This window comes from Streptomyces violaceorubidus, from assembly GCF_000717995.1.
Taxonomy (GTDB): domain Bacteria; phylum Actinomycetota; class Actinomycetes; order Streptomycetales; family Streptomycetaceae; genus Streptomyces; species Streptomyces violaceorubidus.
Genome location: NZ_JODM01000005.1, coordinates 13,018 through 29,500 on the forward strand (window position 1 = coordinate 13,018; position 16,483 = coordinate 29,500).

Annotated in this window: 15 protein-coding genes; 11 read left to right on the forward strand and 4 right to left on the reverse strand. The window is 74.0% G+C overall.

Features of this window, described 5'->3' with window-relative positions; all coding sequences use genetic code 11:
- Positions 1-19: 19 nt before the first annotated feature.
- Positions 20-754 carry an MBL fold metallo-hydrolase gene (locus IE94_RS0109270; protein ID WP_030180917.1) on the reverse strand — a complete coding sequence of 245 codons (735 nt, stop codon included), beginning with the start codon at positions 752-754 and terminating at the stop codon, positions 20-22.
- A 149-nt stretch (positions 755-903) separates the two neighbouring features.
- Between IE94_RS0109270 and hrcA the strand changes: the two genes are divergently transcribed.
- From hrcA to IE94_RS0109290, 4 genes are all read left to right on the forward strand, one after another.
- Complete coding sequence (hrcA, locus tag IE94_RS0109275) at positions 904-1,920, forward strand: heat-inducible transcriptional repressor HrcA (RefSeq protein ID WP_030180918.1); 1,017 nt, start codon at positions 904-906, stop codon at positions 1,918-1,920.
- Positions 1,921-3,057 carry a molecular chaperone DnaJ gene (gene dnaJ / locus IE94_RS0109280; RefSeq protein WP_030180919.1) on the forward strand — a complete coding sequence of 379 codons (1,137 nt, stop codon included), beginning with the start codon at positions 1,921-1,923 and terminating at the stop codon, positions 3,055-3,057.
- A 135-nt stretch (positions 3,058-3,192) separates the two neighbouring features.
- A complete protein-coding gene (locus IE94_RS0109285; protein WP_030180921.1) occupies positions 3,193-4,278 on the forward strand; it encodes a nitronate monooxygenase in 1,086 nt (361 codons plus the stop codon).
- A complete protein-coding gene (locus tag IE94_RS0109290) occupies positions 4,275-5,018 on the forward strand; it encodes a 16S rRNA (uracil(1498)-N(3))-methyltransferase (RefSeq protein ID WP_030180923.1) in 744 nt (247 codons plus the stop codon). Before IE94_RS0109285 ends, IE94_RS0109290 begins: the two co-directional genes overlap by 4 nt.
- Before the next feature lie 9 nt (positions 5,019-5,027).
- On the opposite strand, the gene IE94_RS0109295 is transcribed toward IE94_RS0109290, so the two are convergent.
- A complete protein-coding gene (locus IE94_RS0109295) occupies positions 5,028-5,405 on the reverse strand; it encodes a hypothetical protein (protein WP_030180927.1) in 378 nt (125 codons plus the stop codon).
- Between the two features lie 72 nt (positions 5,406-5,477).
- Here IE94_RS0109295 and IE94_RS0109300 point away from each other — a divergent pair, with 72 nt between their 5' ends.
- From IE94_RS0109300 to IE94_RS0109320, 5 genes are all read left to right on the forward strand, one after another.
- Positions 5,478-5,993, forward strand: coding sequence for a hypothetical protein (locus IE94_RS0109300; protein WP_030180928.1), 516 nt, complete (start codon positions 5,478-5,480; stop codon positions 5,991-5,993).
- A 90-nt stretch (positions 5,994-6,083) separates the two neighbouring features.
- Positions 6,084-9,287 carry a S41 family peptidase gene (locus IE94_RS0109305; RefSeq protein WP_030180931.1) on the forward strand — a complete coding sequence of 1,068 codons (3,204 nt, stop codon included), beginning with the start codon at positions 6,084-6,086 and terminating at the stop codon, positions 9,285-9,287.
- 123 nt (positions 9,288-9,410) lie between these two features.
- Positions 9,411-9,764, forward strand: coding sequence for a histidine triad nucleotide-binding protein (locus tag IE94_RS0109310; protein WP_030180934.1), 354 nt, complete (start codon positions 9,411-9,413; stop codon positions 9,762-9,764).
- 15 nt (positions 9,765-9,779) lie between these two features.
- Positions 9,780-10,685 carry a ribonuclease Z gene (locus IE94_RS0109315; RefSeq protein WP_030180936.1) on the forward strand — a complete coding sequence of 302 codons (906 nt, stop codon included), beginning with the start codon at positions 9,780-9,782 and terminating at the stop codon, positions 10,683-10,685.
- Between the two features lie 20 nt (positions 10,686-10,705).
- Positions 10,706-11,704, forward strand: coding sequence for an adenosine deaminase (locus IE94_RS0109320; protein WP_030180939.1), 999 nt, complete (start codon positions 10,706-10,708; stop codon positions 11,702-11,704).
- 16 nt (positions 11,705-11,720) lie between these two features.
- Here the strand turns inward: IE94_RS0109320 and IE94_RS0109325 are convergent, their stop codons facing one another.
- The gene (locus tag IE94_RS0109325; protein WP_030180942.1) at positions 11,721-13,070 is read right to left on the reverse strand and encodes an MFS transporter; all 1,350 of its coding nucleotides are present in this window, start codon (positions 13,068-13,070) and stop codon (positions 11,721-11,723) included.
- 173 nt (positions 13,071-13,243) lie between these two features.
- Positions 13,244-14,062, reverse strand: coding sequence for an IclR family transcriptional regulator (locus IE94_RS0109330; RefSeq protein ID WP_030180945.1), 819 nt, complete (start codon positions 14,060-14,062; stop codon positions 13,244-13,246).
- Positions 14,063-14,174: 112 nt separating this feature from the next.
- On the opposite strand from IE94_RS0109330, the gene IE94_RS0109335 reads away from it, so the two are divergent.
- Together IE94_RS0109335 and IE94_RS0109340 are read left to right on the forward strand one after the other, a co-directional pair.
- Positions 14,175-15,152, forward strand: coding sequence for a 5-dehydro-4-deoxyglucarate dehydratase (locus tag IE94_RS0109335; RefSeq protein ID WP_030180948.1), 978 nt, complete (start codon positions 14,175-14,177; stop codon positions 15,150-15,152).
- The gene (locus IE94_RS0109340; protein ID WP_030180951.1) at positions 15,149-16,444 is read left to right on the forward strand and encodes a glucarate dehydratase family protein; all 1,296 of its coding nucleotides are present in this window, start codon (positions 15,149-15,151) and stop codon (positions 16,442-16,444) included. Before IE94_RS0109335 ends, IE94_RS0109340 begins: the two co-directional genes overlap by 4 nt.
- Positions 16,445-16,483 lie beyond the last annotated feature (39 nt).

Here is a 16,483-nt window from a genome sequence, read left to right on the forward strand (position 1 = left end):
AGGAGCGGGCGCGCCGTGATCAGCGCGACACGCCGAACCGGGCGGCCAGCGCGTCGCGTTGGGCCCGGACGAACGCCGCGTCCACGGCCGCTCCGTGACCGGGGACGTACAGCGCGTCGTCGCCGCCCAGGCGCAGCAGCCGGTCCAGGGCGGCCGGCCAGCACGCCGGTACGGCGTCGGGGCCCGCCTGCGGCTCGCCGGACTGCTCGACCAGGTCGCCGCAGAACAGGACGTCGGGGGAGCCCGGCACCAGCACCGCCAGGTCGTGTCCGGTGTGCCCCGGGCCCACGTCGGCCAGCAGGACCCGCCGCCCGCCGCCCAGTCCGAGCCAACGCTCGCCCCGGACCTCGTGCCGGACGGCCACGAGCGCCTCGGCCGCCTCCCGCGCCGCCCGCGCGTCCAGGCCCTCCGCCACCGCGTCCGCGCGCAGCGCCTCCCGTCCCTGTCCGCCCGGCGCGAACAGCGCGTCCGTGCCCACCGCGCCGTACACCTCCGCGTCCGGGAAGGCCGCGGCGCCGAAGACGTGGTCGAAGTGCGGGTGGGTGAGCGCGAGATGCGTCACACGGCGGCCGGTGAGGCGCCGCGCCGCCTCGCGCAACCGGGCGCCCTCCGCCAGGCTCGACCCCGTGTCCACCGTCAGTGCCGCGTCCGCGCCGAGCACCAGCCCCGCCGTGCAGTCCCACCCCGGCAGCCGGCAGCGCCCCACTCCGTCCGCCAGCCGCTCCCAGCCCAGCTCTTCCCAAGTCACCGTCACGGCGACGACGCTAACGGCTTGGTCCCGGCCTTGCCGGGGGCGTACCCCACGGCCGTACACTGGGCCGGGGAAGTCTGGCACTCGCGAGCCATGAGTGCCAGGACAGACAGGCCGGAAACGGGCGGACGGACAGCTGGAGGTGCGCGCCGATGCTCAGTGAACGCAGGCTGAAGGTGCTGCGCGCCATCGTCCAGGACTACGTCGGCACCGAGGAACCGGTCGGTTCCAAGGCCCTCACCGAGCGGCACAACCTCGGCGTCTCCCCGGCCACCGTGCGCAACGACATGGCGGCCCTGGAGGACGAGGGGTTCATCGCCCAGCCGCACACCAGCGCGGGGCGCATCCCGACCGACAAGGGCTACCGGCTCTTCGTCGACAAGCTGGCCGGCGTCAAGCCGATGACCGCGCCCGAGCGGCGTGCCATCCAGAACTTCCTGGAGGGCGCCGTCGACCTCGACGACGTGGTGGCCCGCACGGTGCGGCTGCTCGCGCAGCTCACCCGGCAGGTCGCCGTGGTGCAGTACCCGTCGCTGACCCGCTCGACCGTGCGGCACGTGGAGCTGCTCTCGCTCGCTCCCGCGCGCCTGATGCTGGTGCTGATCACGGACACCGGCCGGGTCGAGCAGCGGATGGTCGACTGTCCGGCGCCGTTCGGCGAGGCGTCGCTGGCCGATCTGCGGGCGCGGCTCAACAGCCGGGTCGCGGGGCGCCGTTTCACGGATGTGCCGTCTCTGGTGGAAGATCTGGCGGAGGCCTTCGAGGCCGAGGATCGCGGTACGGTCTCCACCGTGCTCTCCACCCTCCTGGAGACGCTGGTCGAGGAGAACGAGGAGCGGCTGATGATCGGCGGCACCGCCAATCTGACCCGCTTCGGGCACGACTTCCCCTTGGTGATCCGGCCGGTGCTGGAGGCACTGGAGGAGCAGGTCGTGCTCCTCAAGCTGCTCGGCGAGGCGAAGGATCCGGGCGTGACCGTACGGATCGGTCATGAGAACGCCCACGAGGGACTCAACTCAACGTCCGTCGTGTCGGTCGGCTACGGTTCGGGCGGCGAGGCGGTTGCCAAGCTCGGCGTGGTCGGACCGACCCGCATGGACTACCCGGGAACGATGGGAGCGGTACGCGCAGTGGCACGGTACGTCGGACAGATCCTGGCGGAGTCGTAGGTGGCCACGGACTACTACGCCGTACTCGGCGTGCGCCGCGACGCTTCCCAGGACGAGATCAAGAAGGCGTTCCGGAGGCTCGCCCGCGAGCTCCACCCGGACGTCAACCCCGATCCGAAGACCCAGGAGCGGTTCAAGGAGATCAACGCCGCCTACGAGGTGCTGTCGGACCCGCAGAAGAAGCAGGTCTACGACCTTGGCGGCGACCCCCTCTCGCAGGCCGCCGGCGGTGGCGCGGGCGGCTTCGGCGCGGGGGGCTTCGGGAACTTCTCGGACATCATGGACGCGTTCTTCGGCACGGCGTCGCAGCGCGGGCCGCGCTCGCGCACCCGCCGCGGCCAGGACGCGATGATCCGCATCGAGGTCGAGCTGGACGAGGCCGCGTTCGGCACGACCAAGGACATCCAGGTCGACACCGCGGTCGTCTGCAACACCTGCAACGGCGAGGGCGCGGCGCCGGGCACCAGTGCCCAGACGTGCGACATGTGCCGAGGCCGCGGCGAGGTCTCGCAGGTCACCCGGTCCTTCCTGGGCCAGGTCATGACCTCGCGTCCCTGCCCGCAGTGCCAGGGCTTCGGCACCGTGGTCCCGACCCCGTGCCCCGAGTGCGCGGGCGACGGCCGGGTCCGCTCCCGGCGCACCCTGACGGTGAAGATCCCGGCCGGTGTCGACAACGGCACCCGGATCCAGCTCGCGGGCGAGGGCGAGGTCGGCCCCGGCGGCGGCCCCGCCGGCGACCTGTACGTCGAGATCCACGAGCTGCCCCACTCGACCTTCCAGCGCCGCGGCGACGACCTGCACTGCACGGTCACCATCCCGATGACGGCGGCGGCCCTCGGCACCAAGGTGCCGCTGGAGACCCTCGACGGCATGGAGGAGGTCGACATCCGCCCGGGCACCCAGTCCGGCCAGTCGATCCCCAAGCACGGCCGCGGCGTGACCCACCTGCGCGGCGGCGGCCGCGGCGACCTCATCGTCCACGTCGAGGTCACCACCCCGGGCAAGCTCGACCCCGAGCAGGAGCGCCTCCTGCGCGAGCTGGCCAAGCTCCGCGGCGAGGAACGCCCGCAGGGGCAGTTCCAGCCGGGGCAGCAGGGGTTGTTCTCGCGGTTGAAGGACGCGTTCAACGGGCGTTGACGTAGGGCTCGGTGGCGGGTGTCGACGTCAGGTTCCGGGCGGGGTGAACGCCCCCTCGGGGATGCGGATGCTCCTGGCGTATGCCAACACAAGCCCGGATTCGGACTTGTGTGGAGGACGTGACAACATGCCGTCATGTCCTCCGCACTGACCGATCTCTTCCCCTACCCGATCGTGCAGGCGCCCATGGCGGGCGGCGTCTCCGTGCCCGGGCTCGCGGCCGCGGTCTCCGAGGCGGGCGGGCTGGGCTTCCTGGCCGCCGGGTACAAGACCGCGGACGGCATGTACCAGGAGATCAAGCATCTGCGGGGACTGACGAACAGGCCCTTCGGCGTCAACCTCTTCCTCCCCCAGCCGGAGACGGCCGACCCCGCCGCCGTCGACGTCTACGCCCACCAGCTGGCCGGCGAGGCCGCCTGGTACGAGACGGAGCTGGGCGACCCCGACTGCGGCCGGGACGACGGCTACGACACCAAGCTCGCCGTCCTGCTGGACAACCCCGTACCGGTGGTGTCCTTCCACTTCGGCGTCCCGAGCCGCGAGGTCGTCGACTCCCTGCACCGCGTGGGCACCTTCGCCCTGGTCGGCGCGACCACCGCGGACGAGGCCCGGGCCGTCGAGCAGTCCGGCGCCGACGCGGTGATCGCCCAGGGCGTCGAGGCCGGCGGCCACCAGGGCACCCACCGGGACAACCCGGAGACCGGCGGCACCGGCACCGGCCTGCTCTCGCTGGTCGCCCAGGTCCGGGAGGCGGTGAGCCTGCCTATCGTCGCCGCCGGCGGCATCATGCGCGGCAGCCAGATCGCCGCGGTCCTGGCGGCCGGCGCGAGCGCGGCCCAGCTGGGCACCGCCTTCCTCGCCACCCCGGAGTCCGGCGCGCACGACCTGCACAAGCAGGCGCTGACCAACCCGCTGTTCGTCCGCACCGAACTCACCCGCGCCTTCTCCGGCCGCCCCGCCCGCGCCCTGGTCAACCGCTTCCTGCGCGAACACGGCCCCTACGCCCCCGCCGCCTACCCCGAGGTGCACCACCTCACCGCGCCGGTGCGCGGGGCGGCGGCGAGGGCGGGCGACGCGCAGGGCATGGCCCTGTGGGCGGGACAGGGCCACCGGATGGCCCGGGACCTGCCCGCCGGGCAGCTGGTGGAGGTGCTGGCGGCCGAACTCGCCGCCGCCGGGACAGCGTTGTCGGGCTACACGGCGGGAGGTACGGGCCGATGACGGCACCGGTGTTCGTGGTCGACTCCCTCGACGACCTGCCCGGCGGGCAGTACGTCCTCGACGGCCCCGAGGGGCGGCACGCGGTCTCCGTGAAGCGGTTGCACGCGGGCGAGGACGTCGTCCTCACCGACGGGCGCGGACGCTGGGCCGAGGGCGTGGTGAAGGCCGCCGAGGGCAAGGACCGGCTGGTCGTCATGGACCTGGAGAGCGTCCACGAGGAACCCGCCGAGCAGCCCCGCATCACCGTCGTCCAGGCCCTGCCCAAGGGCGACCGCGGTGAGCTGGCCGTCGAGACGATGACCGAGGTCGGGGTCGACGCCGTCGTGCCCTGGGCGGCGTCCCGGTGCATCACGCAGTGGAAGGGCGAGCGCGGCCTGAAGGCGCTCGGCAAGTGGCGGGCGACGGCCCGCGAGGCGGGCAAGCAGTCCCGCCGGGTCCGCTTCCCCGACGTCGCGGACGCGGCGACGAGCAAGCAGGTTGCCTCACTTCTGGCCGAGGCCGACTTCGCCGCCGTACTCCACGAGAGCGGCGAGGAACCCCTGTCCGCCGTGGAACTCCCCACCACCGGCGACATCGTGCTCGTCGTCGGGCCCGAAGGGGGCGTCTCCCCCGAGGAGTTGGCCCTGTTCGCCGAGGCCGGCGCGGCGCCCTACCGGCTGGGCCGCAGCGTCCTGCGCACCTCCACCGCGGGCACCGCCGCGACCGCCGTGCTGCTGGCCCGCACCGGCCGCTGGTCCTGACCGGCCCGGTCAGCCGTCGACGGCGGCGACCACGGCCGGGAACAGGTCCCAGCCGTCCAGGTCCACCGGCCGGCCCCCGCGCCCGGGCAGCAGCCCGCGCCGCCCGGCCTCCTCGACCAGCGCCCGTACGACACCGGGTTCGCGCAGGTTGAGCAGGTGGCCCCGGCCGTCGCCCACGCAGCCCTCGTACCAGTGGTCGCCCTCGCTGGTGTACCGGCCGGAGTCCGGGCCGCCCGGCCGGAAGACGAACCGCACCCGCACACCGTCGCGGTACAGCGTCAGCGCGTCCCGCCACCCGCCGTCGCGGCCCCGTCTGTGCCGGTGGCTCCACAGCCAGGTGGTGTGTTCGTCCACCACGAGACTGCGCTGCCTGCGGTCGTCGCCCATGGCGCCCACGGTAGTGAGGAGTGGCCGTATGCGCCCTACCGCCGGTCCCGGTGCGGTGGCAGGCTGCCCTCCATGGGGGCTTTGAGACGGATTCGGCGTACGGCTCCGGTGATCGTCGCCTCGGCCGTCGCCGTCGGCGGTCTCGTCGCGTGCGAACCGGGCGGGATCAGCTCCGCGTCGGTGGCCTACACGACCGACCAGACCATGACCCGTGAACTGCAGCGGCACAAGGCGGAGGTGCGCTGGCTCACCTGCACCGCCTCCTTCGGCGACCGGGGCACCACCGCCTCGGCGACCGGGAACACCGTCGCCTCCGTCCACTGCGAGGGCAGGACGGACGCCGGCCAGGACGTCACCGTCGACGGCAAGGTCACCCGGGTGGTCAACGGCGCCTGCGTGCGCGGGGACCTGACCGCGAAGGTGGACGGCAAGGTGCGGTTGCGGGTGAAGGGGCTGGGCGACTGCGACGCCACGAGCGCCCCGCCCGCCCACCGGCCCTCCCCGAACGGGCCCGGGCCCACCGTGACCGTCACCCGGACCATCTGGTGCCCGGACGACCCGCACTGCCGGCCGGTGGAGGGCAAGTAGCCCACCGCCCACCGCCGGTCGCCCCGTAGGTGGCCGGCGGCCGGGAAGTGATCCAAACCTCTGTCGGCGGACGGCGCCCCTGCATAGGGTATGGGGGTGACTCAGCCCGCAGCGCCTGCCTACCTCCGCTTTCCGCACCCGCACGGCGAGTTGGTCGCCTTCACCGCCGAGGACGACGTGTGGCTCGCCCCGCTCGACGGCGGCCGCGCCTGGCGGGTCAGCGCCGACAACGTGCCGGTGAACCACCCGCGCATCTCGCCCGACGGCACCAGGGTCGCCTGGACCTCCACCCGCGACGGCGCCCCCGAGGTGCACGTCGCGCCCGTCGACGGCGGCCCCGCCGAGCGGCTCACCCACTGGGGCAGCACCAGGACGCAGGTACGCGGCTGGACCGCCGACGGCCGCGTCCTCGCCCTCAGCACCTACGGCGAGGCGAGTCTGCGCCGCAGCTGGGCCCGCGCCGTCCCGCTCGACGGCGGCCCGGCGGACACCCTGCCGTACGGGCCCGTCGGCGACGTCGCCCACGGCCCGCACACCGTGCTGCTCTCCGCGCCGATGGGCCGCGAGGCCGCCTGGTGGAAGCGCTACCGGGGCGGCACGGCGGGCAAGCTGTGGATCGACCGCGAGGACGACGGCGAGTTCGTGCGCCTGCACGCCGACCTCGACGGCAACATCGAGTACCCCTTCTGGGTCGGTGACCGGATCGCCTTCCTCTGCGACCACGAGGGCACCGGCGCCCTCTACTCCTCCCTCGCCGACGGCTCCGACATGCGCCGGCACACCCCCCTCGCCGGCTTCTACGCCCGGCACGCCGCCACCGACGGCACCCGCGTCGTCTACTCGTCCGCCGGTGAACTGTGGACGCTGGACGACCTCGACGGCGCCGAGCCGCGCCGCCTGGACATCCGGCTCGGCGGTGCCCGCGTCGACCTCCAGCCGTACCCGGTCAACGCCGCCCGCTGGTTCGGCTCCGCGTCCCCCGACCACACCGCGCGCGGCAGCGCCGTCGCCGTACGCGGCGGCGTGCACTGGGTCACCCACCGCTCCGGACCGGCGCGCGCGCTCGCGGCCACCCCCGGTGTGCGCAACCGGCTGCCGCGCACCTTCCGCGCCGAGGGCGAGGAGTGGGTGGTGTGGGTGACGGACGCCGAGGGCGACGACGCCCTGGAGTTCGCCCCCGCCACCGGCCTCGTCCCCGGCGCCACCGCGCGGCGCCTGGCCGCCGGACAGCTCGGCCGGGTGCTGAACCTCGCCGTGGCCCCCGACGGCAGCCGCGTCGCCGTCGCCTCGCACGACGGGCGGGTCCTGCTCGTCGAGCGCGAGAGCGGCGAGGTCCGCGAGGTCGACCGCAGCGAGGACGGCGACGCGTCCGGTCTGGTCTTCTCCCCGGACTCCGCCTGGCTCGCCTGGTCCCACCCCGGCCCCGACCCGCTGCGCCAGCTCAAGCTCGCCAACACCACCGACCTGTCGGTGAGCGAGGCGACCCCGCTGCGCTTCAAGGACTACTCGCCGGCCTTCACCCTGGACGGCAAGCACCTCGCCTTCCTCTCCACCCGCTCCTTCGACCCGGTCTACGACGAGCACGTCTTCGACCTGGCCTTCGTCGAGGGCGCCCGGCCCTACCTGATCACGCTGGCCGCGACCACGCCCTCGCCCTTCGGACCGCAGCGCCACGGCCGCCCCTTCGAGACCCCGGACCGCGAGGAGACCCCCGACAGCGAGGGCACCCCCACCACCCGGATCGACATCGAGGGCCTCGCCGACCGCATCGTGCCCTTCCCGGTGGAGGCCGCCCGCTACTCCCGGCTGCGCGCCGCCAAGGACGGCGTGCTGTGGCTGCGCCACCCGCTCACCGGCGTCCTCGGCGCCTCCCGCGCCACCCCGGAGGACCCCGACCCCAACACCGAGCTGGAGCGCTACGACCTCGCCCAGCAGCGCGTCGAGCACCTCGGCGGCGACGCCGACCACTACGAGGTCAGCGGTGACGGCAAGCGGGTGCTGCTGTGGACCGACGGACGGCTGAAGGTCGTGCCCAGCGACCGGCGGGCCTCCGGCGACGAGGACAGCGACACCAACGTCACCGTCGACCTGGGCCGGGTCCGCCAGAGGGTCGAACCGGCCGCGGAGTGGCGGCAGATGTTCGAGGAGACCGGCCGCATCATGCGGGACCACTTCTGGCGGGCCGACATGAACGGCGTCGACTGGGACGGCGTCCTGGACCGCTACCGGCCCGTCCTCGACCGCGTCGCCACCCACGACGACCTGGTCGACCTCCTGTGGGAGGTGCACGGCGAACTGGGCACCTCGCACGCCTACGTCACCCCGCGCGGCGGCCACGGCTCCGGCGCCCGGCAGGGCCTGCTCGGCGCCGACCTCTCCCGCCACGAGGACGGCGCCTGGCGCGTCGACCGCGTCCTGCCCTCGGAGACCTCCGACCCCGACGCCCGCTCCCCGCTCGCCGCGCCCGGGGTGGCCGTGCGCGCCGGGGACGCGATCGTCGCGGTCGCCGGACAGGCCGTCGACCCGGTCACCGGACCCGGCCCACTGCTCGTCGGCACGGCCGGCAAGCCGGTCGAGCTGACCGTCTCCCCGGCCGGCGGCGGAGAGGTGCGGCACGCCGTCGTCGTCCCGCTCGCCGACGAGGAGCCGCTGCGCTACCACGCCTGGGTCGCCGACCGGCGCGCCTACGTCCACGAGAAGTCCGGCGGCCGGCTCGGCTACCTGCACGTCCCCGACATGCAGGCCCCCGGCTGGGCCCAGATCCACCGCGACCTGCGCGTCGAGGTGGCCAGGGAGGGCCTGGTCGTCGACGTCCGCGAGAACCGCGGCGGGCACACCTCCCAGCTGGTCGTGGAGAAGCTGGCCCGGCGCATCGTCGGCTGGGACCTGCCGCGCGGCATGCGTCCGACCAGCTACCCGCAGGACGCGCCCCGCGGGCCGGTCGTCGCCGTCGCCAACGAGTTCTCCGGCTCGGACGGCGACATCGTCAACGCGGCGATCAAGGCGCTGGGGATCGGTCCGGTGGTCGGCGTGCGCACGTGGGGCGGCGTCATCGGCATCGACAGCCGCTACCGGCTGGTCGACGGCACGCTGATCACGCAGCCGAAGTACGCCTTCTGGCTGGAGGGGTACGGGTGGGGCGTGGAGAACCACGGCGTCGATCCGGACGTGGAGGTGCCGCAGCGTCCGCAGGATCACGCGGCGGGCCGCGATCCCCAGCTGGACGAGGCGATCGCGCTGGCGCTGGCGGCACTGGAGGAGACCCCGGCGAAGACGCCGCCCACGCTGCCCTGAGCACGGGCAGTGCCTCCCCCAGTGCCCGAACGGCCTGGGAGGAGCCCTCGGGCGGCACGACGGCCCGCTGCTGCGGCGGCGGATACGATGCCCACAGAAGATCACCGGCGTGAGGAGAGCCAAGTGGCTGGCGAACCCCAGGACGACTGCCTGTTCTGCAAGATCGTCGCAGGGCAGATTCCCGCGACGATCGTCCGCGAGACGGAGACGACCGTCGCGTTCAGGGACATCAACCCCCAGGCCCCCACCCACGTCCTGGTGATCCCCAAGGCCCACCACAAGGACGCCGGCGCCCTCGCCGCCGAGGCCCCGCAGCTCGCCGCCGACGTCCTGCGCGAGACCCGGGCCGTCGCCGACGACGAGAAGCTGGACAGCTACCGCACCGTCTTCAACACCGGCGGCGGCGCCGGGCAGACCGTCTGGCACGCGCACGCCCACGTGCTGGGCGGACGCGGCCTCGAATGGCCCCCCGGATAGGCCGGGACCGGCACCGTGTCCGTACGTGAACTCGTCGTCCTGGGCACCGCCAGCCAGGTCCCGACCCGGCACCGCAACCACAACGGCTACCTGCTGCGCTGGGACGGCGAGGGCATCCTGTTCGACCCCGGCGAGGGCACCCAGCGCCAGATGCTGCGCGCCGGGGTCGCCGCCCACGACCTGAACCGGATCTGCGTCACCCACTTCCACGGCGACCACAGCCTGGGCCTGGCCGGGGTGATCCAGCGCATCAACCTGGACCAGGTCCCGCACGAGATCACCGCCCACTACCCGCGCTCGGGGCAGCGCTTCTTCGAGCGCCTGCGGTACGCCACCGCCTACCGCGAGACCGTCGCCCTCACCGAGGCCCCGGTCGACACCGACGGCGCCCTCGCGCTCACCCCCGCCTACACCCTGGACGCCCGCAGGCTCTCCCACCCCGTCGAGTCCTACGGCTACCGGCTCACCGAGCCCGACGGCCGCCGCATGCTGCCCGACCGCCTCGCCGCGCACGGCATCAAGGGCCCCGACGTCGGCCGCGTCCAGCGCGAGGGCTCGCTGAACGGCGTCCCGCTCGACGAGGTCAGCGAGGTCCGGCGCGGCCAGCGGTTCGCGTTCGTCATGGACACCCGGCTCTGCGAGGGCGTGCACGCGCTCGCGGAGGGCTGCGACCTGCTGGTGATCGAGTCCACCTTCCTCGACGAGGACGAGACCCTCGCCACCGACCACGGCCACCTCACCGCGGGCCAGGCCGCGCGGGTGGCCCGGGACGCGGGCGTGCGGCACCTCGTCCTCACCCACTTCAGCCAGCGCTACTCCGACCCCGAGGAGTTCGAACGGCAGGCGCGCGCGGCCGGTTACGCGGGCGAGCTGACCGTGGCCCGCGACCTCACCCGCGTCCCGGTTCCGAAACGTCGGTGAAACGGCCGTATCATGCTCTGATGCCCCTGCCCATAGCGGAACTGCACCTCCACATCGAAGGCACCCTGGAACCCGAGCTGGCCTTCGCGCTGGCCGCCCGCAACGGCGTTTCCCTGCCGTACGCGGACGAGGACGCGCTGCGCGAGGCCTACCGCTTCGAGGATCTCCAGTCCTTCCTGAACCTGTACTACGAGCTGATGGCCGTCCTGCGCACCGAGCGGGACTTCGAGGACCTGGTCAACGCCTACCTCGCCCGCGCCGCGGCCCAGGGCGTCCGGCACGCCGAGATCTTCTTCGACCCCCAGGCCCACCTCGCCCGGGGCGTGGAGATGGGCACGGTCGTGGAGGGGCTGTGGCGGGCGCTGGGTCCCAGCAGGGAGAACCACGGTGTCTCCACCCGGCTGATCCTCTGCTTCCTGCGCGACGAGTCCGCCGAGTCGGCCCTTGCCACGCTGGAGGCCGCGGGGCCGTACCTCGACCGCATCACCGGCGTCGGCCTGGACTCCGCCGAGGTCGGCCACCCGCCGGTCACGTTCCGCGAGGTGTACGAGGCCGCCGCCGCCCTCGGGCTGCACCGGGTCGCGCACGCGGGCGAGGAGGGGCCGCCGGAGTACGTCACCGAGGCCCTGGACGTCCTCGGCGTGGAGCGCGTCGACCACGGCCTGCGCTCGATGGAGGACCCGGCGCTGGTCGAGCGGCTGGTGCGCGAACGCGTCCCGCTCACCCTGTGCCCGCTCTCCAACGTCCGGCTGCGCACGGTCGACACCCTCGCCGACCACCCGCTGCCCGCGATGCTCGACGCGGGCCTGATGTGCACGGTGAACTCCGACGACCCGGCCTACTTCGGCGGCTACGCGGGCGACAACCTCGACGCCGTGCGCCAGGCCCTCGGGCTGACCGGGGAGCGGCTGCGGGAGCTGGCCCGCAACTCGTTCCTCGCCTCCTTCCTGGAGGACGACGAGGAGCTGCGGGCGCGGTATCTCGCGGAGGTCGAGGCGTACGAGTTCCCCGTCGCGTAGCGCCCCCGCGCCGGGCTCAGCCCGTCCCGGACCCCGGTGTGGCCGCCGCCTGCCGGGGTCCCGCCGTGTCGTAGGCACCCTGGACGGCCACCGCCGGGGCCTCCACGTCGATCTCCACGACCGGCTGCTCCACGGCACCGACCTCGGGCACCGCACCGCTCGGCGTACCCGTGGCGGCGGCGACCAGCGCGGCCGGGGTGCCCCCGCGGCGGCGGATCGCGCCGGGCAGCAGCGGGCGGCCCGCGGTGTGCAGGGCGACGGCGGTCATCGGCGCCGCGACCAGCAGCAGTCCGGCGGCCAGGACCAGCCCCATGCCCGCGAAACCGGCCTGCGCCGACAGGACACTGCCGGTCAGCGGCCCGGCCGCCGTGCCCAGTGAGGACGCGGAGCCGACGAGCACCGCCCACCGTCCGCGCGCGTCGAGCGAGGCGGCGAGGCCGATCAGGTACGACAGGACGACCGGGTAGACGGTGTTCCAGGCGATCTCGCCGGTCGCGAAGGCCGTCGGGGTGGTCGCCGACGCGCTCACCGCGATGCAGCCCGCGATGAGCACCGTACCGGCGCCGACGGGCATCGCCCGCCCGAGCCGCGGCCCGAGGGCACCGGCCGCCAGCACGCCCACCAGGCCCGCGCCCAGCGCGACGGCGAAGACGACTCCGAGGGTGGCGTCACCGAGACCGGCCTGCGTCAGCCCGATCCGGCCGCTGACGCCCCACAGGGAGTTCTGCGCGAGGGACCAGCACAGCACGGTGACGGCCAGGACCAGTCCCGAACGGCGGTGGGGGAGCGGGGCGGTGGCGTCGGTGCCGGGCGCGCCCGGGGAGGAGGCCGTCGGGCCCGGCAGAGCGCCGGTCAGCGGCCACACCGCCAGCGCGGTCAGGGCGATCGCGGCCAGCGGCAGACCGTGCGCCCGGCCGAGGTGGGGCACCGTCAGGTACACCGCGCCGGCCAGCGCGGACACGCTCAGCAGGCCCATCGTGGAGGCGCGGTGGGGATCCTTCTCGGCGGCGATCCGGGTGGCGGCGACCGTGGTGGCGGTCCCCGACCCGAAACCGCCCACGACCGCGCCGAGGACGACGGCCGGGACGGCGGTGGTGAGGGCGGCGGCGCCGTAGCCGAGGACGGCCAGGGCGAGGCCGAGGCGGGCCAGCGCCCGGGGGCCGACGTGCTGCACCCGGGAGGCCAGCAGGAAGCCCGCGGTCGCCGAACTCAGCAGCAGCGTGCTGCCGACGGCGCCCGCCTGCGTGGTGGACAGCGGCAGTCCGGTGTCGAGTCTGCCGACGGTGGTGGGCAGCAGGTAGGGAGGCAGATACCCGGCCGTGAAAAGGGCGACGAGGGGCCAGGGGGTGGTGCGGGGGGCGAGCACGGGCGTTCCCAGGGCAGGCGAAAGGACGGTGGGAGGGGAGGGAGCGACGACCGTCGACCGAGAGGGGCGCGCGGGCAATTTGTATCAAGCGGGAGGAGCCTCGAAACAGGCGGACTGGTGTGATCTAGGTCACATATCCGTTTGGGGGTTTCGGGGCTGGGTAGCAGCGGGCGCTAACGCCAGTGGACCGAGCCGCCTCCGGCCGGAACCGTCGCCTCCAGTCCGGCCCTGATCTCCCGCATCACCGCCACGATCCGCGCCTCGTGATCCGGCGTCAGCCGGGCCACCGGCACCGAGCAGCTGATCGCGTCCAGCGCCGGCACCTCGTAGCGCAGCGCGAAGCCGAAGCCGACGATGCCGGGGACGCCCTCCTCGCGGTCGACGGAGTAGCCGCGCTCCCTGGTCCGGGCGAGATCGGCGGCCAGGGCCTCCCTGCTGGTGCGGGTGTTCGGGGTGAAGGCCTCGTACGGCCCCTCGGGCAGTTCCGCGTCCGGCCGCTCCGCCAGCAGCGCCTTGCCCAGCGCGCCCACGTGGGCGGGCAGCCGACGCCCCACCCGGCTGATGGTGCGCAGGTATGCGTGCGACTCCCGGGTCGCCAGGTACGCCACGTCGCGCCCGTCCAGCCGCCCCAGGTGGATGGTCTCGCCCAGCGCCTCGGAGGCCTCGTCGAGGTACGGCCGCACCGCCCGCACCCGGGGGTCGGAGTCCAGGTAGCTGGTGCCGGTGAGCAGGGCGTGGATGCCGATGCCGTAGAGCGAGCCGGTGACGTCGGTGCGGACCCAGCCGCGCGAGATCAGGGTCTGCAACAGGGCGTACATGGAGCTGCGCGGTACGCCCAGCCCGTCCGCCAGCTCCTGGAGCCGGGCCGGGCGGTCCCCGCGGGCGGCCAGCACCTCCAGCAGTTCCACCGTGCGCGCAGCGGACTTCACCTCGCGGACGCCACCCGGCGCCCCACCCGCCGCGCCCTCCACCGCGCCACCTGTCTCCGACATGCCGCCGATCGTAATCCGGTGCCGCCGGCCCATTGACGCCCCAGGGCCACGTATCTAATCTCCATCTCCATACGTGGATGACATCTACATACGGAGACAGGAGAGGGTTGAGATGACGAGCGTGGGCACGAACGGGGGCCCCGACACCGGTGCCGCGGACCGGGCGGCCGTGGTCCGACGGCTGCGCGAGGGGATGGCCCGGAGCGTGCTGTCCTTCCCACTGACCAGCTTCCGCGACGACGGTTCGCTCGACCCCGAGGGCTACCGCGCCCACGTCGCCGAACGGCTCGCCACCGCCCCCGGCGCCGTCTTCCCCGCCTGCGGCACCGGCGAGTTCTTCTCCCTCGACGAGGACGAGTACCGCCAGGTCGTCACCATCACCGTCGAGGAGAGCGCGGCCCGGGTGCCGGTCGTCGCCGGGACCGGCTACGGCTGGGCGCAGGCCCTGCGGTTCGCCCGCATCGCCGAGGACGCCGGGGCCGACGCCCTCCTCGTCCTGCCGCACTACCTCACCGCGGCCCCGCAGGACGGCCTGGTCGCGCAGGTGGAGCGGATCGCCGCCGGCACCCGGCTCCCGCTCATCGCCTACCAGCGCGGCCAGGTCGCCTACACCGCCGAGTCCGTCCGGCGCCTCGCCCGCGTCCCCGGCGTGATCGGCCTCAAGGACGGACACAGCGACCTCGACCGACTCCAGCGCTCGGTCCTCGCCGCCCCCGAGGACTTCCTCTTCTTCAACGGCGCCGCCACCGCCGAGATCCAGGCCCGCGCCTACGCCGCCGTCGGCGTCCCCGCCTACTCCTCCGCCGTGCACGCCTTCGCGCCCGAGATCGCGAACGCCTTCCTCGCCGCCCTGCGCGGCGGCGACACCGGCACGGTCGACAAGCTGCTGCGCGACTTCTACGTCCCGCTCGTCGAACTGCGCGACCGCGTCCCCGGATACGCCGTGTCCCTCGTGAAGGCGGCGGCCCGGCTGCGCGGCTGCCCCGTGGGCCCCGTCCGCGCCCCCCTCACCGACCCCGCGCCCGCCGACCTCGCCGCCCTCAAGACCCTGCTCAGCACCGGACTCGACCTCGTAGGAGCCGCCCTGTGACCCGCGACCTCACCATCACGGCCGTCCACCTGACGCCGATCCTGGTCGCCGACCCGCCCCTGCTCAACACCCAGGGCGTGCACCAGCCGTACACTCCCCGCCTGATCGTCGAGGTGGAGACCGCCGACGGCACCACCGGCGTCGGCGAGACCTACGGCGACGCCAAGTACCTGGAGCTGGCCCGCCCGTTCGCCGACAAGTTGATCGGCCGTCAGGTCTCGGACCTCAACGGCCTGTTCACCCTCGCCGACGAGGTCGCCGTCGACTCCTCCCGGGTCTCCGGGCAGGTGGACGTCGGCGGGCTGCGCGGTGTCCAGACCGCCGACAAGCTGCGCCTGTCCGTCGTCTCCGGCTTCGAGGTCGCCTGCCTCGACGCCCTCGGCAAGGCGCTCGGGCTGCCCGTGCACGCCCTGCTCGGCGGCAAGGTCCGCGACGCCGTGGAGTACAGCGCCTACCTGTTCTACAAGTGGGCCGACCATCCCGACGGCGTGCCGTGCGAGCAGGACGACTGGGGCGCCGCCCTCGACCCGGCCGGCGTGGTCGAGCAGGCCCGCGCCTTCACCGAGCGGTACGGCTTCACCTCCTTCAAGCTCAAGGGCGGCGTCTTCCCGCCCGAGGAGGAGATCGCCGCGATCAGGGCCCTCGCCGAGGCGTTCCCCGGGCACCCCCTGCGCCTGGACCCCAACGGCGCCTGGTCCGTGGCGACCTCCCTCAAGGTCGCGGAGGAACTCGGGGACGTCCTGGAGTACCTGGAGGACCCCGCGCTCGGCACCCCGGCGATGGCCGAGGTCGCCGCGAGGACCGGGGTGCCGCTCGCGACCAACATGTGCGTGACGACGTTCGCCGAGATCCGGGAGGCGTTCACCAAGGGCGCCGTGCAGGTCGTGCTCTCCGACCACCACTACTGGGGCGGACTGCGCAACACCCAGCAACTGGCCGCCGTCTGCCGCACCTTCGGCGTCGGCGTCTCCATGCACTCCAACACCCACCTGGGCATCAGCCTCGCCGCCATGACCCACGTCGCGGCCACCGTGCCGAACCTCCACCACGCCTGCGACTCCCACTACCCCTGGCAGTCCGAGGACGTGCTCACCGAACGGCTCACCTTCGACGGCGGCAAGGTCGCCGTCTCCGACGCCCCCGGCCTCGGCGTCGAACTCGACCGCGAGCGCCTGGCGTTCCTGCACCGGCGCTGGCTCGACGACGACGGCACGCTCCGCGACCGCGACGACGCGGCGGCGATGCGGGTCGCCGACCCGGGATGGGCCACCCCGTCCGTCCCCCGTTGGTGAACAGGCCCCTTCGCCGACAGCCCCCTCCCCGTCCCCTCC